The sequence below is a fragment of the Rhodopila sp. genome (genome assembly GCF_035548095.1).
Classification (GTDB): domain Bacteria; phylum Pseudomonadota; class Alphaproteobacteria; order Acetobacterales; family Acetobacteraceae; genus Rhodopila.
In genome coordinates this window covers 100,382-117,286 of record NZ_DASZUV010000011.1, presented here as the reverse complement: position 1 = coordinate 117,286, position 16,905 = coordinate 100,382, and the positions used below count along the sequence as shown (strand labels likewise).

Below are 16,905 nucleotides of genomic sequence, written 5' to 3'. Positions count from 1 at the left end.
TTGGCGGCCCTGATCAGCCAGTCCACGCAACGCCTCGCCACCAGGGCCTCGACTGCCGGATGACCGGCCCTCACCCGCTGGATGAAATGGCCGATGGCAACGGCGGCGTGAAGCCGCATTGGCGCGGGTTGTTGTCATCGATGTTCAGCTTGGGACACGAAGTCCTGGCCCAGCGCGCGCGCCTGCTGGACGAGACCTTCGCCGAAGAGGGAATCACCGCGATCCTGCCCGGGGAACGCGCGGTGAATTGGCGGTGTGATCCGATCCCCCTCCCCTTGTCCGCCGCCGAGTTCAACGCGCTGGAAACCGGCCTGGCACAACGTGCCGCGTTGCTGGAGCTGATACTGGCCGACCTGTACGGCCCACGGACCCTGCTGACAGACGGGCGAATTCCGGTCGACATCGTCTACCCGAACCAGGACTTCCTGCGGGCTTGCTGCGACCTGACCGGCACGCGGCGCGACCGGTATCTGTTCTTCTACGCCGCCGACCTGCTACGCGGCGGCGACGGCATCTGGCGGGTCCTGGCCGACCGCACCGACGAGGCGCAAGGCATCGCCTATGCACTGGAAAACCGCCGCATCCTGGGGCGCGTGGTGCCGGAGCTGTTCCGCAACCAGCGCGTCCACCAGTTCCGCCCGTTCATGGACATTATCGGCGAATCGCTGCAGGCGCTGTTACCCGGCGATAGCGCGGCGGTGGCGCTGCTCAGCGCTGGGCACGCCGATCCGATGTGGTTCGAACATGTGCTGCTGGCACGGGAGCTGTCGATCAGCCTGGTGGAAAGCGGCGATCTGACGCTGCGCAACGGGCAGGTCTATCTGAAGACGCTGCGCGGCTTGCAGCGGATCGGCGTGCTGCTGCGGCGCAAGTCCGGCAGGCTGATCGATTCGCTGGAACTGGCGCCCGGCATCGGCGTGCCGGGCCTGATGGAGGCGATCCGCGGCGGTGCGCTGCGGATCATCAACGACCCGGGCTCCGCCGTGGTGGAGGCGCCGGGTCTGGCTGCCTTCCTGCCGCAGCTCGCCCGCCATCTGCTGGGCGAGGATCTGCTGGTGCCCAGCCAGGCGACGCTGTGGCTGGGCGAGCAGGCCATGGTGCGGACCGTGCTGCGTGACCTGGAAGGCTGGGTGATCCGTCCGGCGACCGAGGGCGATGCGGTTCCGGTGGTGCCGATGCAGTTACCAGCCGAGGAGCGAGAGAGGCTGGCCGCGCGGATCGCTGCCCGGCCGACGGAGTACGCCGCCTCGGTGGCGCCGCATCCGTCGGTGGCACCGTGCGCCGGGCCGAGCGGGCTGGAGCCAAGGCCGGTGGCGCTGCGGATGTTCCTGGCCTTCGACGGGCAGCGTTGGCGCGCCTTCCCGGGCGGCCTGGCACGCGCATTGTCCGAGGAGGACGGGCTGGCCGGGCGGCTACCGCGCAACGCCGTGTCCAAGGATGTGTGGGTGCTGGCCGATGACAGCGATGCCGTCGAGGGGGCGCTGGGCCTGTTCACGCCAACCCTGGCGATCCGCCGCACCTCGGGCGACCTCCCATCCCGCGTCGCCGACAATTTCTACTGGCTCGGCCGCTACCTGGAGCGGCTGGAGGAAGGGGCGCGCCTGCTGCGGGCGATGATCGCGCGGGTGTTGCGGCCGTCCCCCACCGCGCGCGAGATGGCCGAGATGCATGTGCTGATGGCCAGCCTGTCGAGCGTGGGCATGGCGGACCCCGAGGAAAACGGCGCCGTCGGCGTCGGCATGCTGGCCTCCGGCGTGCTACGCGCGTTCCGGGCGAATGGGCGCATGCGACTGCTGCTGGACAGCGTGGCCGGTCAGGTGGACCAACTGCGTGACCGGCTGACCGGGGAATTGTACTCCGTGCTGACCCGCTCGCTGCGCGACATGACCGATGCGATGCGCAGGCTGCCGGCGGATACCGATCCACGCGCGCTGGAACGCGCCGCCATGCTGACGACGGAGATTCTCGAATTCTCGGCAACGGTCGCGGGCCTGGCCGCCGAGAACATGGTCCGCGGCGGCGGCCGCCTGTTCCTGGATTTCGGCCGCCGGACGGAACGGGCACAGGCGATCGCGACGGAGCTGGCGGAAGTGCTGGACCAGCCGCAGGCGGCGACCCAACCCGGCCGGGTGGAGGCGGCGCTGCGGCTGGCGCTGGAACTGCGCGATTCAGTGATCACCTACCGCGCACGCTACCTGGCAGTGCTGCAGCCGGCACCGGCGCTGGACCTGATCCTGGCCGATGACGGCAATCCGCGCGGGCTAGCCTTCCAGCTGTCGGCGCTGCGGCTGCTGCTGCACCAGATCGTCGAAGAAGGCGACCCCCTGGTCCGGGCGATCGATCCGATGCTGCAGGAAACCAGCGATATCGTGCAGGACGTGATGCAGTCGCCCGACCAGATGGCGACGACGGCGCGGCTGCCGCCCCGCTTGCGCCAGCTGTCACAATCGATCAGCGAGGTGGCGGACCAGGTATCGCGACGCTATTTCACACTGTTGCCGATTGCACACAGCCTGGGGCTGGAAAATGAGGAATTCCGCGGCGCGGCCTGAACCGGTGCCATGGCCTCATGCAGATTCGGCGTCGCGGCACGTTCCGTGCCGAGCGGCCCTGCCCTATATCCGGCGGTCTCGGTGGACAGGTGGGATGCGATACCGCGTTCGTCATATCTCACGCTATGGCTATGGCACGCCGGTCGATCTGGCGGCGCACATGGTGCACCTGCGCCCCCGCCCGCGATCGTTCCAGTCCGTCGTCTCCGAGAAGCTGGTCACCTCGCCGATGGCCGCCCGGCGCCGCGACGGCGTGGACTATTTCGGCAACCCGGTGACATGGCTGTTCCTCGACCAGCCGCATGCGGATTTCGAGGTGACGGCGGAATCGGTGGTGGATGTGGAATTTCCAACGCCGCCCCCGTCGGGCGAGACCCTGCCGTGGGAGGATGTGGCGCAGGCTGCGCGCCTGCCCGTGGCCTGGCAGGAAGCGGAATTTCGCTTCGGCACGCCGATGGCGCCGCTGAACGACAGCACGCGGGATTTCGCGCGGCCCAGCTTCGCGCCTGGACGGCCGGTACTGGAGGCGCTGGTCGACCTGACGAGCCGGATTTTCAAGGAGTTCCGGTTCAAGGCCGGGGTGACGTCGATCTCCACGCCCGTATCGCAGGTGATGCACCGGCGCGAGGGGGTCTGCCAGGATTTCACCCATGTGATGATCAGCGCCTTGCGCGGATTGGGGCTGCCGGCACGCTATACATCCGGTTACATCCGCACGCGGCCACCACCGGGGCAGCCACGCCGGCAAGGCGCCGACCAGTCGCACGCCTGGGTCGGCGCATGGCTTGGACCGGCGCATGGCTGGGTGGACCTGGACCCAACCAACGGCGTGGTGGTGAAGGATGAGCACGTCCTGCTGGGCTGGGGCCGCGACTACAGCGATGTCAGCCCGGTGCGGGGCGTGATCCTCGGAGGCGGTGGCGACCACTGGTTGTCTGTCAGCGTCGATCTGGAACCCGAGCCGGTGGGCTGAGAGCGGAGCGGGCGGTAAGCCGGATGAGCCCGCCCGCGCGGAATTCCGCTCGGTGCCGCTTCATCCGCCGCTCTTGATCCTGCGAGCTCATGCTTCTGGCGAAGTGTCTTCCCATATGGGAAACTGCCAGCTCCGATCGCCGACAGGACCGAACGACCCATGGATCCGGACCAGATTGACGCCGCCGCCATGCTGCTGGCCGAGGCGCGACGCCAAGGCACCCGCATCAACCGCCTGCCGGAACCGTGCACCCCGCACAGCGTCGCCGACGCGCATGCCATCCAGGATGCAGTGACCGGCCTGCTGGGCCTCGCGGTCAGCGGCTACAAGGCGAACGGCCCACGGGCCGGCGGGACCAGCGCCCAGCCCTTCGCGGTCGAAGCGACCAGGGCACCGATCTATGCGCCGCTGACCTTCGCCTCACCCGTGCAGGTCACCGGCAAGGACGCGCCGCAGCGGGGTGTGGAGGCCGAGGTCGCCTTCATTTTCCACCGCGACCTCGGGCCCCGCGAGGAGCCGTACACCCGGCAGGAGGTCGCCGCCGCGGTCGATGCCTGCGCCGCCATCGAGCTGGTCAGCGACCGGTTCACCGACTCCGGCCTGGCGACCTTCTTCGAGCGTCTGGCCGACTGCGTCAGCAATGCCGGCTTCGTCCATGCCCCGGCGGTCACGGCGTGGCAGCACCTGGATTTCACGTCGATCCATGTGCGGCTGGCCGTCAACGACAAGGTGGTGGTCGATCAGAAAGGTGGCCATCCCACCGGTGACCCGCTGGGCGTCGCCGTCGAACTGGCCAACATGATGCGGACCAGCATCGGCGTGCGGGCCGGCCAATTCGTGACCTGCGGGTCTTATACTGGCCTGCGCTACCTGGACCCGGGCGACCGCTGCACCGTCAGCTTCGACGGGCTGGGCACCGTGAGCGTGACATTTGCCGGCGAAACATAAGGCCACCGCCCGGGAAGCGCCTTCAGACATTCGCCCCCTCGATGATCTCGCCGAACCGGTCCCATGTCTTGCCGTTCCATTTCATCAGCTGCAGCTGCCGCAGCGGCCGGTAGTTCGTCGGACTGGTCGACAGCGTGATTCCAGGCAGCAGGATCGGGTTCTTCACATGGTCCATGCTGGTGGCCTGCCGCATGATGTTGTCCCGCGACAGGTCGCTGCCGCAGGCGCGCAGCACATGCTCCATCGTCTTCGCCAGCCCGTAACCATACACATTGCCGGCGTCGTTCAGATCGCCATCAGGATAATATTTCGCCATGAACGCCCGCCATGTCACCATGTCCGGATCGCTGTTCCAGGCCGGATCGGTCGGATCCTTCATATAGGTGGAGCTGATCACGCCGACGCCGTTCTGCGGTCCGGCCGGGATCATCACGCCACCGACCGATACCGAGACATTGCTTTGCAGGTGCAGCGGATGCCAGTCCAGTTCGCGCACCTTGCGGATCACCAGCGCGCCGAACTTGATCGAGGCCGCGGCGATCAGCGTGTCCACGCCGGCGGCCTTCAGGCTGACCAGTTGTGAATCCACCGTCGGATCGGTCAGCTCATAGGACACTGTCTTCACCGACTTCATCGCCTCGGGCCCGATCACGTCCTGCAGGCCGTAGATATAGTCACGGCCGAAATCATCATTCTGATAGATGATGCCGATCCGGGCGTCCGGCTTGTTCTTCTGAATGTACTTTCCGTAGATCTGCGCCTCGGTCCGGTAGCTGGGCTGCCAGCCGATCGTCCACGGATGCTCCTTGTAGTTGCCCCACTGGTCGGCGCCGGTGGCCAGGAACAAATGCGGCACCTTCTTCATGTTCACATACTTCACGATCGCCGTGTTCGACGCGGTGCCCAGCGGGTTGAACAGGAAGGCCACCTGCTCCTGCTCGATCAGCCGGCGGGTCTGCTCCACCGTCTTCGGCGGGCTCGCCGCGTCATCCAGCGACAGGAAATTCAGTTTTCTGCCATTGATCCCGCCCTGGTCGTTCAGCATCCGGAAATACGCCGCTTCCGCCTTGGCATTGGTGGCGTAGCCCGAGGCCGGACCGCTATAGGGGTATGTGTTGCCGAAGGTGATCTCAGTATCGGTGATCCCTGGCGCCTGGGCGGCCTGAGCATGGATGGCGGGTGCGGTCAGCGCGGCGGCGATGCCGGACAGGACGGTTCTGCGGTGCAACATCGGTGGACTGCCTCCCTGATCTCATGGTTCTTCGACCATGTGCGGGCAGCCTAGCGCTGTTGGCCCCGTGCTGCGAAGCCCGAAGCGCCATCCCGCATCTCAACCGGTTTGACACCGGCGAGCGCCGATCCGCATAGTCCAGGGCGGAGACGCGCCAATGCAAACCGCGATCGATTGCGACATCCATCCGGGTGTGCCGGACATCCATGCCCTGCTGCCGTACATGGAGCCGTTCTGGCAGGACGCGTTCGTCCAGCGCGGGCTCGATGGATTCGACATGATGTCCTACCCGCTGAATGCCCCGCTCACCTGCCGGCCCGACTGGCGGGTGAAGGGCCAGCGGCCTGGCGCCAGCCTGGACGCGATGCGTGCGCAGGCGCTGGACGCGTTCGATATCGGCATCGCCATCTGCAACCCGCTGACCGGCGGCCAGGTCGCGCTGAGCGAAACCATGGGCGCGGCGATCTGCTCCGCCGTCAACGACTGGGTGCGGGACCATTGGCTGAACCAGGAGCCGAGGCTGCGCGCCTCCATCGTCGTGCCGGCCCAGGCGCCGCTGCTGGCCGCCGAGGAAATCCACCGCTGCGCCGCCGACCACCGGTTCGTCCAAATCCTCCTTCCGGTCGCGTGCGAAATGATGCTCGGCCGCTCCTATTACTGGCCGATCTATGAAGCCGCCGCGCGATACGACCTGCCGATCGGCATCCACGCCGGCAGCCTTTATCGCTATGCCCCCACCGCCACTGGCTGGCCGTCCCATTTCGTGCACGACTATGTGGCCCAGTCGCAAACCTTCGAGGCGCAGATCCTCAGCCTGATTTCCAACGGCGTGGTCAACAGATTCCCCACCCTGCGCTTCGTGCTGCTGGAATCCGGCGTGTCCTGGCTGCCTGGCTTCATCTGGCGCGCGATCAAGACCTGGCGCGGCGTGCGGGGCGAGGTGCCCTGGGTAAACCGTTCCCCTGGCGACATCATCCGCGACCATTTCCGCCTCAGCATCCAGCCCTTCGATGCCGCCGACACCCACGCCGTACAGCGCACGGTGGAGCAGATCGACGCCGACCATATGCTGCTGTTCGCCTCGGACTATCCGCACTGGCAGTTCGAGGGCGATGCCGTCATGCCCCCGGGCCTTCCGGAATCGTTACGGCGTCGCATCCGCCTGGACAACCCGCTGGCCACCTATCCCCGCTTGCAGGAGGAAGCCGCATGAACGCGCCCGTTTCCGTCGCCGCGCGCGACGCATCCAGCCTGCTGGGCCTGATCGACTGCGACATCCATCCCTACCCCAAGGCCGGTGCGCTGAACCGGTACCTGTCGGAACGCTGGCGCAACCACGTGTTCCAGTACGGAAAGTTCAACTGCGGGCCCTATGCCGATCGCGGCTCCTATCCGCGGTTTTCGCCCAATACATCGCGGCGGGACTCCTGGCCGCCGAATGGCGGGTTGCCGGGATCGGACGTGGATTTCATCCGCACTCAGCTGCTGGATCCCTACAACATCGAATACGGCGTACTGGAACCGCTGCTAGGCGGCAACACGTCCCGCAACCTCGATGAGGCGGCGGCGCTGTGCGCGGCGATGAATGACTGGCAGGCGCATGATTTCGTCGATGTCGACCGGCGGTTGCGTGCCTCCATCCTGGTGCCGCAGGACGATCCCGAAGCCTCGGTGAAGGAGATCGAGAAACGGGCCGGCGACTGGCGGTTCTGCCAGGTCCAGCTTGGCTCGAAGACGTCGGAGCCGCTGGGCCGCCGCCGCTACTGGCCGATCTTCGCTGCCGCGCAGGCGAACGGACTGTCGATCGGGCTGCATATCGGCGGTACCCAGGCCAATGCACCGTCCGCCAGCGGCTGGCCGCAATATTATATCGAGGACCACCAGGTCCTGTCGCACTCCATGCAGAACCAGGCGGCGAGCCTGATCCTGGAAGGCGTCTTCGATGCGTTTCCGAATTTGAAAATCGTGCTGATCGAGGGCGGCTTCGCCTGGGTGCCGCAGCTTGCCTGGCGGCTGGACGCGCACTGGATGAAGATGCGCGACGAGGCGCCGCTGAAGCAGAAGCCCTCGGACTACATGAAGACCAATCTGTGGTTCGCCACCCAGCCGGTGGAGGAGCCGGAACGGCCCGACGATCTGCGACAGGTCTTTGAATGGATCGGCTGGGACCGGATGGTCTATTCCAGCGACTATCCGCACTGGGATTTCGACGACCCGCACCTGGCCTTCCGCTTCCAGATGACGGAGCGGGAGAGGCGCATGCTGTTCCACGATAATGCGCTGGCGGTCTATACGTTCCGCTGACGGATTATCCCAAGCGGCATCGGCGCCGCATATTGGAATGTGGCGGACCAAGGTGTGATGGATCAGCGTGCCCGGCTGATCGCGAGGGCAATGTCCTGTCGGATCAGCGCCAGTTGCGCCGGCGTGATGCGCGAGGTGGGCGGCCTGACCCGGGACATTGCGGTTGCCGTCACCAGATGCGCGACCGTGCAGCACGGTTTGGAGCAGCCATTTTCGGCCGAGGGTCCGATCAGCACCGAAAGATCGGGAATGGCGAAAGCTTCGTCGGTGGTTGGCGGCACCAGGATGACATTTACGTGGCCTGGCGCGAATACGTGGCCTGGCGCGAACAGCCCGCCATCTCGATGACCACCGCGGGCCGGAGCGGGTTCGCCGCCTCCGGCAAGGGACAGCCCTGATCCGGGCGCATTTGCAATGCCACCCCTACCGGTCTGCTTCCACGCCGACGGCCGCCGTCTCCTCCTCCGCCAGCGCGGCCGGCACCCGCACGCCGGTTACCGCGACCAGTGCTACCAGGAAGGCTAGCGCCGAGACCAGGAACGGCGCCCCCGGCAACCGCACCATCGCGTCCGGTCCGGCGAAATGCGCGAACACCAGCCCCGCCACGACCGGTGAGATGATCGCCGTCAGTCCCTGCACCGAGGTCAGCGCCCCTTGTGTCTCTCCCTGCCGTTCCGGTCCTACGCTGGCCGAGACCATGCCCTGCACGGCCGGCCCGGTGAAGGCGCCGGCCGCCTGCAGCAGGATGCCCAGGATCACCACCCATGACACCGGCGCGAGGGCGATCAGGACATAAGCGGTGGCGGTCATCACCGTCCCGGTCATCGCCGCTCGGCGTTCGCTCAGCGCGGCAATGATCCGACGTACCAGCAGCCCCTGCACCAGCGCCGATCCCAGCCCGGCCACCGCCAAGGCCAACCCGTTGTGCCGCGTGTCCCAGCCGAAGCGAATCTCATTCGCCAGCACGAAGCTGGTCTGCAGCGCCCCCAGTGCGAACCAGGAACAGCCCCAGGCGATCGCCAGCCGTCCCAGGTTCGGGTTGTGCGTCAGCGCCCGCAGCGATCCAACAGGATTGGCCCGCTTCCAGTCGAAGCGGCGGCGCAGCGATGGCGGCAGGCTCTCGGGCAGGACGAAGGCGCCGTACAGCAGGTTACACCCTGCCAATACGGCGGCCGCCAGGAACGGCACGCGCAGGCCATAGGCCCCCAGCAGCCCACCGACCGCCGGCCCGATGACGAAGCCCAGGCCGAAGCTGGCCCCGACCAGCCCGAAGCTGGCGGCGCGTTTGTGCGGCGGTGTCACGTCGGCGATGTAGGCTGTGGCGGTCGAGGCGTTGGCTGCGGTCGCGCCCGCGATGCAGCGCCCCAGCATCAGCCAGGCCAGCGACGGTGCCCAGGCCAGAAGCAGGTAGTTCGTGCCAATCCCCGCCAGGGACAGCAGCAGCACCGGGCGCCGGCCGAAGCGGTCCGACAACCCGCCGATGATCGGCGCGCAGGCGAACTGCATCACCGCGAAGCCGGTCAAGGTCAGCCCGACCCACAGCGACGCCTCCGAGGGTGTCGACCCGGCAAGCTGCTGGATCAGCAGCGGCATGATCGGCACCACCAGGCCGAAGCCCAGCGCGTCGATCGCCAGGGTGACGACGATGAAGCCGACAGAGGCGGATCGGCGACGACGCCCACCCGGCCGCGATGGCGGGCCGCTCAGGCTGGGGGTGGGGTCGGTCATCCCCGCAGATGTGCACCGGCGGCGGCAAATGCCAAGTCCGGCCAGCCGAGGCGGACGCGCGGCGGTCTGCCTCATCCCGCGCAGCGAGCAGAAGACAAACGCCTACTGGACGAGATTCAGAGGATGAATTTTCCCGCATAAGCCCCACCTTGCCAGCACGGAAAAACTTTGCCTTCAATGGCGCGATGACAGCGCCTGGCGCCCCCATCCGCATCGAGGCAAGAGAGAACACGTCATGGCAACCGAACAGAAGCCGCTGACCCTGGACCGCCCCCTGCGCGGTCGCATCTATGACAACATCGCCGAGACCATCGGCAACACCCCCCTGGTCCGCATCCCCAAGATCACCGCCGAGGAAGGCATCACCGCCGACATCGTCCTGAAGCTGGAGTTCTTCAATCCGCTGGGCAGCGTGAAGGACCGGATCGGCGTCAACATGATCCTCGACCTGGAGGAATCCGGCAAATTGAAGCCCGGCGGCACGATCATCGAACCGACTTCGGGCAATACCGGCATCGGCCTGGCCTTCGTCGCCGCCGCGCGCGGCTACCGGCTGATCCTGACGATGCCGGAATCGGTGTCGATCGAGCGGCGGAAGATGCTGGCTTATCTGGGCGCGGAACTGGAACTGACTCCGCGCGAAAAGGGCATGGGCGGCGCCGTGGCCAGAGCGAAGGAGTTGCTGGCATCGACGCCCGGATCGGTCGCCGCCAACCAGTTCGGCAGCCCGGCCAACCCGGCGATCCATGTGAAGACCACGGCCGAGGAAATCTGGTACGATACCGCCGGGGAAGTAGATGCGATCATCTCCGGTGTCGGCACCGGCGGCACGCTGACCGGCGTTTCCCATGCCCTGAAACCCCGTCGTCCCAGCCTGCGCATCTTCGCGGTGGAGCCGGAAGTCAGCGCGGTGCTGTCCGGTGGCCCCCCCGGCCCGCACCCGATCCAGGGCCTCGGCGCCGGCTTCGTGCCGGAAGTGCTGGACACCAAGGCCTATGACGAGGTCATCAAGGTCGGTAACGAGGAAACCTTGACCTGGTCGCGCAAGCTCGCGCGGGTGGAAGGCATTCCGGGCGGCATCTCCTCGGGCGCGGCATTGGCGGCGGCCATCAAGGTCGCCAAGCGGCCGGACTTCGCCGGCAAGCGGATCGTGGTGATCATCCCGTCCTTCGCGGAACGCTATATCAGTACCGTGCTGTTCGAAGGGGTCTGATACCGGGCACCGTTGATGCCGGCGGTTTCACTGTCCCTTCCCGTGTCGGGGCAGGCGCGTCGTTGACATCTGTGTCGAACGCGCGCGGTCGCGCACGGGGCTGCCGCACGGGGCTGCCACATGGGGCTGCCCACGGGGCAGGCGGCGGCGAGGCGTGGGTGCCCTGCCTCCATCCAGGATGGCGGATCGGCATTCCCTACGGGTTGACAGGTCTGCCTGGCACAAGCCGGTCGTCAGGCGGCATCGTGGAAGATGATGCCCAGCGTGTGGCGCCGGCCGCTGTGGATGCGGCTGACGCCATGCCGCATGGTCAGGCGATACGGCCCGCGTGAGCCCATGCCCGGCCGGTGGTGGCAGGGGAACATGATCACCTGCCCCTGCCCGACCGGTACCACCGCGGCGCGGGACTGGGCACGCGGACGTTGCTCGACCAGGACGAACTCGCCGCCGGTAAAATCCTCGCCAGGCGCATCCAGCAGGACCACCGCCTGCAGCGGAAAGACCAGGTCGCCATACAGATCCTGGTGCAGGCAGTTATAGTCGCCCGGCTCATAGCGCAGCAGCAATGGCGTCGGCCGTGTCTGGCCGGCGGCATGACAGTGCGCCAGATAGGCCTCCAGCGTGTCCGGAAACGGCTCTCCGCCCAGCAGGCGGCGCCATTCGTTGGCGACGGCGGCCAGCGGGGGATACAGGGCCGCCCGCAAGGACCCGATCAGTGATGGCAGCGGATAGCGGAAATACTGGTATTCGCCGCGGCCATAGGCGTGCTTCTCCATCACGATACGCTTACGGAACAGGTCCGGCTGCCCGTACAGTGCCGCCAGATCGCGGCAGGTCCCTGGCGGCAGCAGGTCCCGCACGGCATAGCCGTCTTCGGTCAGATCCCGCAGAAGCGTCGCCGAATCCAGAGCTGGAATGGTTTCAGGCTGCATGGGGTTCCTGATCTCTTGTGGCGGCATCCCTTGTGACCGCGTCCTACAGGGCGCAGCGGTGTGCGGCCTTCCGGTTGTTGCGGCCGTCACCGGTCATCCCGCGGGTTTCGCGGCGCCATATTGCGCGCGCAGATAATGCACCAGCGGGTTATGCTGCTCCGGCCGCAGCAGCCTGGCAAACCCCCGGCTGGGACGGCCCATATGCGTGCGTCGGTACAGGGCTGCGTTGAAACCGGGGCTGGGATCGATGTTCTGCGTCATCCCCGCCTGCAGGTAATGCGCGAACGGATCGCGGCTGGGACCAAGCGCCGCACCGAACCGGCTGACATACCATGCCACGTCGAACAGCGGCGTCGGACTGACGGTCTGGCTGCGGCGATGAGCCAGGAAATGCGCCAAGGCCACCTGACCGTCGGGGACTGCATATTGCGCCCGATACCAGCCCGGATCGAAGAACGGCACCGGCCGGCGATCCGCGGCTTCGCCCAGGACGATATAATGAAGCAGCGGATTGATACCGATCCGCGTCACCTCGGGGTTGGTCTGCTCATACCAGACTGGGTCGAAATAGAGATTCGGCTTGCGATGCTCCCGCCAGCCATAGCGGCAGTAGTGATCGACCGGATCGACCTTCGCCTCATGCACGTCGGCAGCATTGATCAGGTAGTAATTATCCTCCACGAGGCCCGAGGCGGCGACGATATCGGGATCGGGAAACGGTTCCAGCCCCCGTGCTTCCCGGTCATCCAGATAATGCTCGACCGGATCACGCCTGCTGGCGAGCGCGTCGCGCCAGGGCGGGATGAGCGGGACCGCCCACAGCGCGGCGCCGGGTGAGGCAGGCTGGCGGGTGCGGTGCGCCAGGAAATGCGTCAGCACGCCGATTTCCGGCGGCACCGCATAGGCGGCGCGATACCAGGCCGGATCGAAGGCCGGATGCGGCGGCCGCTCCTCGGCCTGGCCGTGGCGCAGATAATGCAGCAGCGGATCAATCCCGGCGGCGGCTAGGTCGGCATTGGCGAGTCGATACCAGGCGGGATCAAAATAGCGGTTGGGCCACCGTCCCTCCTGCCATCCCCAGCGGACGAAGTGCTCCAGCGGGTCCAGCCCGGCGGCGGTGACGTCGCTGTTCCGACGTGCGTAGAAGTCGCGATCGAACAGGCCGGAGCGTGACAGCTCCAACGCAAGATCGGCCTCTTCCCGCGTGTCAGCCGCCGACATCGGCGGTGATCGGGAGCGGCATGGCCGCCACGAGATCCTGCCGAAGCGCCGTGACCAGGCGATCCAGGGGCTCTTCCCACGCGCCGGGCTTTTGCTGGCGGAACAGCCGAGCGGTAGGATACCAGGGACTGTCCTCGCGATCGAGCAGCCAGCGCCAGTCGGCGGCTTTCGGGATCAGGATCCAGACCGGCTTGCCCAGCGCGCCGGCCAGGTGGCCCATCGAGGTGTCGACGGTCACCACCAGGTCCAGATTCTCGATCAGCGCGGCTGTCTCACCAAAATCGGTCAGGTCCGCCGAGATGTCGGTCAGGTAGGGGAACAGGCCCATCGCCTCGACATCCCCCGCGGGAAACGGTTTCTGTAGCGAGACGAAGGCGGCAGGCCCCGCCTGGCCGATCGGCGCCAGAGTGGAGAGCGGCATGGAGCGGCGGCGATCGTTCGGATGGGTGGGGCGGCCGGTCCAGGCGACGCCGATACGCTTCAACCCGGGCGGCAGCATCGCGTCCAGCCGCTCGCGCCAATGGGCGATGCGGGCGGGATCGGCCTTCAGGTAGGGAATCCGGGCCGGAATGGTGTCCATCCGGGTGCGGAACAGGTACGGCAGGCTGGACAGCCGGACATGGGCGGCGTGGCCAGGCACGTCGTTCCAGCGGTGGCAGTATTGCGTCACGCCCGGAATGGTCGACAGCAGCGGACCCATTTCGGCGCTGCAACCCAGGATCAGCTCCTGGCAGCGATCGACCACCATGGGGATATAGCGGGCGAACTGGATCGTATCGCCGTAACCCTGGTCGCCGACCAGCAGCAGCCGCCCGTTCGGGATGCGCATGCCGTTCCACGGCGCCGAGGTCATCGGCGGCATCGTCGCCTTGCCGGCCTCGGTCAAGTTGCGCCACTCATATTCCATCCAGCCGGCATCGAAATCACCCTGGGCCAGCAGGGTCTGCGCCATCGCCAGGTGGCCGTCGGCATGGTCATGCTTCAGGCCGAGTGCGCGCAGCAGGCAGGCGGTCGCCCGTTCCCGATCATCGGCATCGACGAAGATCAACGACAGGTTGACCAGGTGTTCCGCATTGTTGGGATCCAGCCGGATCGCTTCCTGGCCCATGGCCAGACCTTCCTCGATCCGGTAGGTCATGCGGCATAGCGAGCTGAGATGCGCGTACCAGGAGGCATTGCCCGGCCGCAGACTGATCGCCTTGCGCAACAGCACGACGCCTTTTTCCGGATCGCCGGCCATGGCCGAGACAATGCCCTGCAGCGCCAGGGCCGCCGGATGATCAGGTGCGGTGGCCAGGACGTCCTGGCAGATACCCAGCGCCTCATTCAGCCGCTTCGCCTGCGCAGCAGCTTGCGCTCGGGTCAGCGCCTGTTCCGGCGTTTCCCCGCTGGCGGTCAGGGGTTGTGCCGCCTGCTGAGCCGATGGGGCGGCCATTGGGGCAAGCGGTGTGCCGGCTGCGGCCGCTTGTTGCGGTTGCTGGGCGGGGATGGTCGCGCTCATGGCCGCGAAGGTGCCTTTTGGCAGCGGCGGGAGCAAGCGGGATCTCTATCGCATGACAACCTGCCCACGCTCCTGGTAACCTGCGGCGGCCATGGCACGCATCCTGGTCCAAACCGAGGATTTCGACATTGGCGCGGAGATTGCCGCGCTGACCGCCGGCCGGCCGGATATCGGCGGCATCGGCTGCTTCATCGGCACCGTGCGGAACCATGCCTCCGGCCACGCGGAGCAGGTCACCGGGATGACGCTGGAGCACTATCCCGGCATGACCGAACGTGCGATCGCCCGCATCGTCGCGGAGGCAGAGGCGCGCTGGCCATTGAAGGGCGTCACCGTGATCCACCGGGTCGGGCCGTTGCGGACCGGGGACAATATCGTGCTGGTCATCGCCGCCTCGGCGCATCGGCAGGCAGCGCTGGATGCCACATCCTTCCTGATCGACTGGCTGAAGACCAAGGCACCGTTCTGGAAGCGCGAGGATCTGGCCGGCGGCGCCGGCGCCTGGGTCGACGCTCGAGAGGAAGATGACACGGCTGCCGCGCGGTGGGGCAACAGCGCGTGACCTTCGCGCCTACCATGCTCCCGGCAGTTTCACCGCCAACCATTTCGCCAGCGCCGCATTGACCTCCAACGGCCGCTCCTGCGCCATCCAATGGCCAGAGCGCACCACCACCTCGGTCAGGTCGGAACAGGCGGCGCGCATCGGTTCCGCCAGCCGGGACTCCACCGTTTCACACGTGTAGTCGAAGGCGCCGTGCAGGAACAGTACCGGCATGTCCAGCCTGCCGCCGTTCGCCGCCTGGCTCGCGTATGCCCGATTCCACTCCCCGTTCATGTACCAGGAATCGGGCCCGAAGAACCCGTTTCGCTTCAGGGACGCGACATAGGCGCACAGATCCGCCTCGCTCAGCACATCGGTATCGGCCGGTACGTCCGGCGCCACGCCGGCGCCGCCGAACCAGCCGCCATCACGGCGCACCAAGGCGGTGCGTGACGGCTGTCCCTTCGCCGCGGCGTTTCCTTTTCGGAACAGCGCCTTTACCGTCGCGTCCACGTTCGCCTCGAAGGCGGACCGGGCGGCATCAAAATTCTCCCGGTAGAACAGTTGGTATTCCCACTGACCGGCGGGGAACTGGTCTTCCGGGTAGATATCGCGGTCCACCAGAGGCAGCAACGATTCAACGGCGAATCCATCCGGGATATAGGGCACGCATAGATTGGCGACGCCCAGGCAGTGTGCCGGATGGTGGCTGGCAATGGACCACGCCACCGGGCTGCCCCAGTCATGGCCGATCCATATCGCCTTGTCATGCGGCACCGCCTCTTCCAGCAGCTCCAGCATGTCGCGGACCATATGCTCCACCGCATAGTCGCGGTGCGTGGTATAGAGGCTGGATCGGCCGTAGCCGCGCATGTCGGGCGCCAGGCAGTAGAAACCCAGCGCGGCGAAGACCGGCAACTGGTGGCGCCAGCTGATCGACAGCTCCGGCCAGCCATGCAGGAAGATCAGTGGCGTGGCGTCCGGCCGCCCGCACGCCAGATAGAATGTGGTGTGGCGGCTGGTCCTGACGACGTGTTCTGTGATGGGGAACGGCATGGCTCACGCGCCTCCAAGCTGCATCCGCAGTGTCGGCTTATGCACCTTGCCCGCCGCGTTACGCGGCAGCGCCTCGGTGAACACCACGGAATGAGGCAGTTTGTACCGAGCGAGTTTGCCGGCGCAATGCGCGACGACGTCATCCTCGGTCAGCGTTCTCCCGCTCTTGACGACCACCACCGCTCGGCCCACCTCGCCCCAGCGTGTGTCGCTGACGCCGATCACGGCGGCCTCGGCGATGGCGTCATGCTGGTACAGCACGTTCTCCACCTCGGCCGGATAGACGTTCTCCCCGCCCGAGATATACCTGTCCATCCAGCGGTCGACGATGTAGTAGAAACCTTCGTCATCGACGCGGGCGGCATCGCCGGTGCGCAGCCAGCCATCGGTGATGGTGGCGGCCGTGGTCTCGGGCTGGTTTCCGTCATGCCGGATGCCTGCTGCAGCACCAGGCCGCCCGCTTCCCTGGCGCCCAGGCGAACTGCACATCGAACGTATCGGTGCCGTTCGGCGCCAACACCGCCACGCGGTCGCCACGCGCGATCCCAAAACGGGCACGCAACGTCCCCGCCAGCCCATTGATGCGGTCGTGGAACACCCGGTAGCTATGGCGCCGCCCGGTTGCCAGGTCTCGGGTGGCCAGCGCATCGGGCTGGCGCATCGCGTGGTGCGGGATGGCGTCGAAATACGGGATCGCCATGAGCT

General features: G+C 66.9%; 16 protein-coding genes. 7 read left to right on the top strand and 9 right to left on the bottom strand.

Annotated features, from left to right (window positions below):
• The first annotated feature begins 59 nt into the window (after positions 1–59).
• The 3 genes from VHC04_RS09910 (at position 60) to VHC04_RS09900 (ending at position 4,473) form a co-directional block, all read left to right on the top strand.
• Positions 60–2,552, top strand: coding sequence for a circularly permuted type 2 ATP-grasp protein (locus tag VHC04_RS09910; protein WP_325680590.1), 2,493 nt, complete (start codon positions 60–62; stop codon positions 2,550–2,552).
• 94 nt (positions 2,553–2,646) lie between these two features.
• A complete protein-coding gene (locus tag VHC04_RS09905; RefSeq protein WP_325680588.1) occupies positions 2,647–3,525 on the top strand; it encodes a transglutaminase family protein in 879 nt (292 codons plus the stop codon).
• Between the two features lie 159 nt (positions 3,526–3,684).
• Positions 3,685–4,473, top strand: coding sequence for a 2-keto-4-pentenoate hydratase (locus tag VHC04_RS09900; RefSeq protein WP_325680585.1), 789 nt, complete (start codon positions 3,685–3,687; stop codon positions 4,471–4,473).
• A gap of 22 nt (positions 4,474–4,495) precedes the next feature.
• Here VHC04_RS09900 and VHC04_RS09895 read toward each other — a convergent pair whose 3' ends face one another.
• The gene (locus VHC04_RS09895) at positions 4,496–5,704 is read right to left on the bottom strand and encodes an ABC transporter substrate-binding protein (RefSeq protein ID WP_325680583.1); all 1,209 of its coding nucleotides are present in this window, start codon (positions 5,702–5,704) and stop codon (positions 4,496–4,498) included.
• Positions 5,705–5,861: 157 nt separating this feature from the next.
• On the opposite strand from VHC04_RS09895, the gene VHC04_RS09890 reads away from it, so the two are divergent.
• Both VHC04_RS09890 and VHC04_RS09885 read left to right on the top strand, forming a co-directional pair.
• Entirely contained in the window at positions 5,862–6,917 is a 1,056-nt protein-coding gene (locus VHC04_RS09890) for an amidohydrolase family protein (protein ID WP_325680581.1), read from the top strand.
• The gene (locus VHC04_RS09885) at positions 6,914–8,008 is read left to right on the top strand and encodes an amidohydrolase family protein (RefSeq protein WP_325680579.1); all 1,095 of its coding nucleotides are present in this window, start codon (positions 6,914–6,916) and stop codon (positions 8,006–8,008) included. Before VHC04_RS09890 ends, VHC04_RS09885 begins: the two co-directional genes overlap by 4 nt.
• 62 nt (positions 8,009–8,070) lie before the next feature.
• Here the strand turns inward: VHC04_RS09885 and VHC04_RS09880 are convergent, their stop codons facing one another.
• Positions 8,071–8,289 carry a hypothetical protein gene (locus VHC04_RS09880; RefSeq protein WP_325680577.1) on the bottom strand — a complete coding sequence of 73 codons (219 nt, stop codon included), beginning with the start codon at positions 8,287–8,289 and terminating at the stop codon, positions 8,071–8,073.
• Between the two features lie 142 nt (positions 8,290–8,431).
• Positions 8,432–9,736, bottom strand: a complete 1,305-nt coding sequence (locus tag VHC04_RS09875) for a TCR/Tet family MFS transporter (protein WP_325680575.1) — start codon at positions 9,734–9,736, stop codon at positions 8,432–8,434.
• 235 nt (positions 9,737–9,971) lie between these two features.
• Here VHC04_RS09875 and cysK point away from each other — a divergent pair, with 235 nt between their 5' ends.
• Positions 9,972–10,949 carry a cysteine synthase A gene (gene cysK / locus VHC04_RS09870; RefSeq protein WP_325680573.1) on the top strand — a complete coding sequence of 326 codons (978 nt, stop codon included), beginning with the start codon at positions 9,972–9,974 and terminating at the stop codon, positions 10,947–10,949.
• 233 nt (positions 10,950–11,182) lie between these two features.
• On the opposite strand, the gene VHC04_RS09865 is transcribed toward cysK, so the two are convergent.
• The 3 genes from VHC04_RS09865 to VHC04_RS09855 form a co-directional block, all read right to left on the bottom strand.
• Positions 11,183–11,881, bottom strand: a complete 699-nt coding sequence (locus tag VHC04_RS09865; RefSeq protein ID WP_325680571.1) for a 2OG-Fe(II) oxygenase — start codon at positions 11,879–11,881, stop codon at positions 11,183–11,185.
• 93 nt (positions 11,882–11,974) lie between these two features.
• Positions 11,975–13,102 (bottom strand): hypothetical protein, encoded by a 1,128-nt coding sequence (locus VHC04_RS09860; protein WP_325680569.1) that lies wholly within the window; start codon positions 13,100–13,102, stop codon positions 11,975–11,977.
• Positions 13,089–14,603, bottom strand: a complete 1,515-nt coding sequence (locus VHC04_RS09855; protein WP_325680567.1) for a glycosyltransferase family 9 protein — start codon at positions 14,601–14,603, stop codon at positions 13,089–13,091. Before VHC04_RS09855 ends, VHC04_RS09860 begins: the two co-directional genes overlap by 14 nt.
• A gap of 91 nt (positions 14,604–14,694) precedes the next feature.
• Between VHC04_RS09855 and VHC04_RS09850 the strand changes: the two genes are divergently transcribed.
• Entirely contained in the window at positions 14,695–15,165 is a 471-nt protein-coding gene (locus tag VHC04_RS09850) for a molybdenum cofactor biosynthesis protein MoaE (RefSeq protein WP_325680565.1), read from the top strand.
• Between the two features lie 9 nt (positions 15,166–15,174).
• Here VHC04_RS09850 and VHC04_RS09845 read toward each other — a convergent pair whose 3' ends face one another.
• Genes VHC04_RS09845 through VHC04_RS09835 form a run of 3 tightly spaced genes read right to left on the bottom strand, consistent with a single transcriptional unit; the run spans position 15,175 to position 16,900 of the window.
• On the bottom strand, positions 15,175–16,200 hold the full coding sequence (locus VHC04_RS09845) for an alpha/beta fold hydrolase (RefSeq protein ID WP_325680563.1): 1,026 nt from the start codon (positions 16,198–16,200) through the stop codon (positions 15,175–15,177).
• A gap of 3 nt (positions 16,201–16,203) precedes the next feature.
• Entirely contained in the window at positions 16,204–16,689 is a 486-nt protein-coding gene (locus tag VHC04_RS09840; RefSeq protein WP_325680562.1) for an AMP-binding enzyme, read from the bottom strand.
• Positions 16,625–16,900: an AMP-binding protein gene (locus VHC04_RS09835; protein WP_325680560.1), complete on the bottom strand. Its 276-nt coding sequence runs from the start codon at positions 16,898–16,900 to the stop codon at positions 16,625–16,627. Before VHC04_RS09835 ends, VHC04_RS09840 begins: the two co-directional genes overlap by 65 nt.
• Positions 16,901–16,905: the final 5 nt, after the last annotated feature.

Bases quoted from the DNA above. Each gene is read 5' to 3' on its own strand.
- VHC04_RS09910 (WP_325680590.1), top strand. From the start codon at position 60: ATGACCGGCCCTCACCCGCTGGATGAAATGGCCGATGGCAACGGCGGC.
- VHC04_RS09905 (WP_325680588.1), top strand. From the start codon at position 2,647: ATGCGATACCGCGTTCGTCATATCTCACGCTATGGCTATGGCACGCCG.
- VHC04_RS09900 (WP_325680585.1), top strand. From the start codon at position 3,685: ATGGATCCGGACCAGATTGACGCCGCCGCCATGCTGCTGGCCGAGGCG.
- VHC04_RS09895 (WP_325680583.1), bottom strand. From the start codon at position 5,704: ATGTTGCACCGCAGAACCGTCCTGTCCGGCATCGCCGCCGCGCTGACC.
- VHC04_RS09890 (WP_325680581.1), top strand. From the start codon at position 5,862: ATGCAAACCGCGATCGATTGCGACATCCATCCGGGTGTGCCGGACATC.
- VHC04_RS09885 (WP_325680579.1), top strand. From the start codon at position 6,914: ATGAACGCGCCCGTTTCCGTCGCCGCGCGCGACGCATCCAGCCTGCTG.
- VHC04_RS09875 (WP_325680575.1), bottom strand. From the start codon at position 9,736: ATGACCGACCCCACCCCCAGCCTGAGCGGCCCGCCATCGCGGCCGGGT.
- cysK (WP_325680573.1), top strand. From the start codon at position 9,972: ATGGCAACCGAACAGAAGCCGCTGACCCTGGACCGCCCCCTGCGCGGT.
- VHC04_RS09865 (WP_325680571.1), bottom strand. From the start codon at position 11,881: ATGCAGCCTGAAACCATTCCAGCTCTGGATTCGGCGACGCTTCTGCGG.
- VHC04_RS09860 (WP_325680569.1), bottom strand. From the start codon at position 13,102: ATGTCGGCGGCTGACACGCGGGAAGAGGCCGATCTTGCGTTGGAGCTG.
- VHC04_RS09855 (WP_325680567.1), bottom strand. From the start codon at position 14,603: ATGAGCGCGACCATCCCCGCCCAGCAACCGCAACAAGCGGCCGCAGCC.
- VHC04_RS09850 (WP_325680565.1), top strand. From the start codon at position 14,695: ATGGCACGCATCCTGGTCCAAACCGAGGATTTCGACATTGGCGCGGAG.
- VHC04_RS09845 (WP_325680563.1), bottom strand. From the start codon at position 16,200: ATGCCGTTCCCCATCACAGAACACGTCGTCAGGACCAGCCGCCACACC.
- VHC04_RS09840 (WP_325680562.1), bottom strand. From the start codon at position 16,689: ATGTGCAGTTCGCCTGGGCGCCAGGGAAGCGGGCGGCCTGGTGCTGCA.
- VHC04_RS09835 (WP_325680560.1), bottom strand. From the start codon at position 16,900: ATGGCGATCCCGTATTTCGACGCCATCCCGCACCACGCGATGCGCCAG.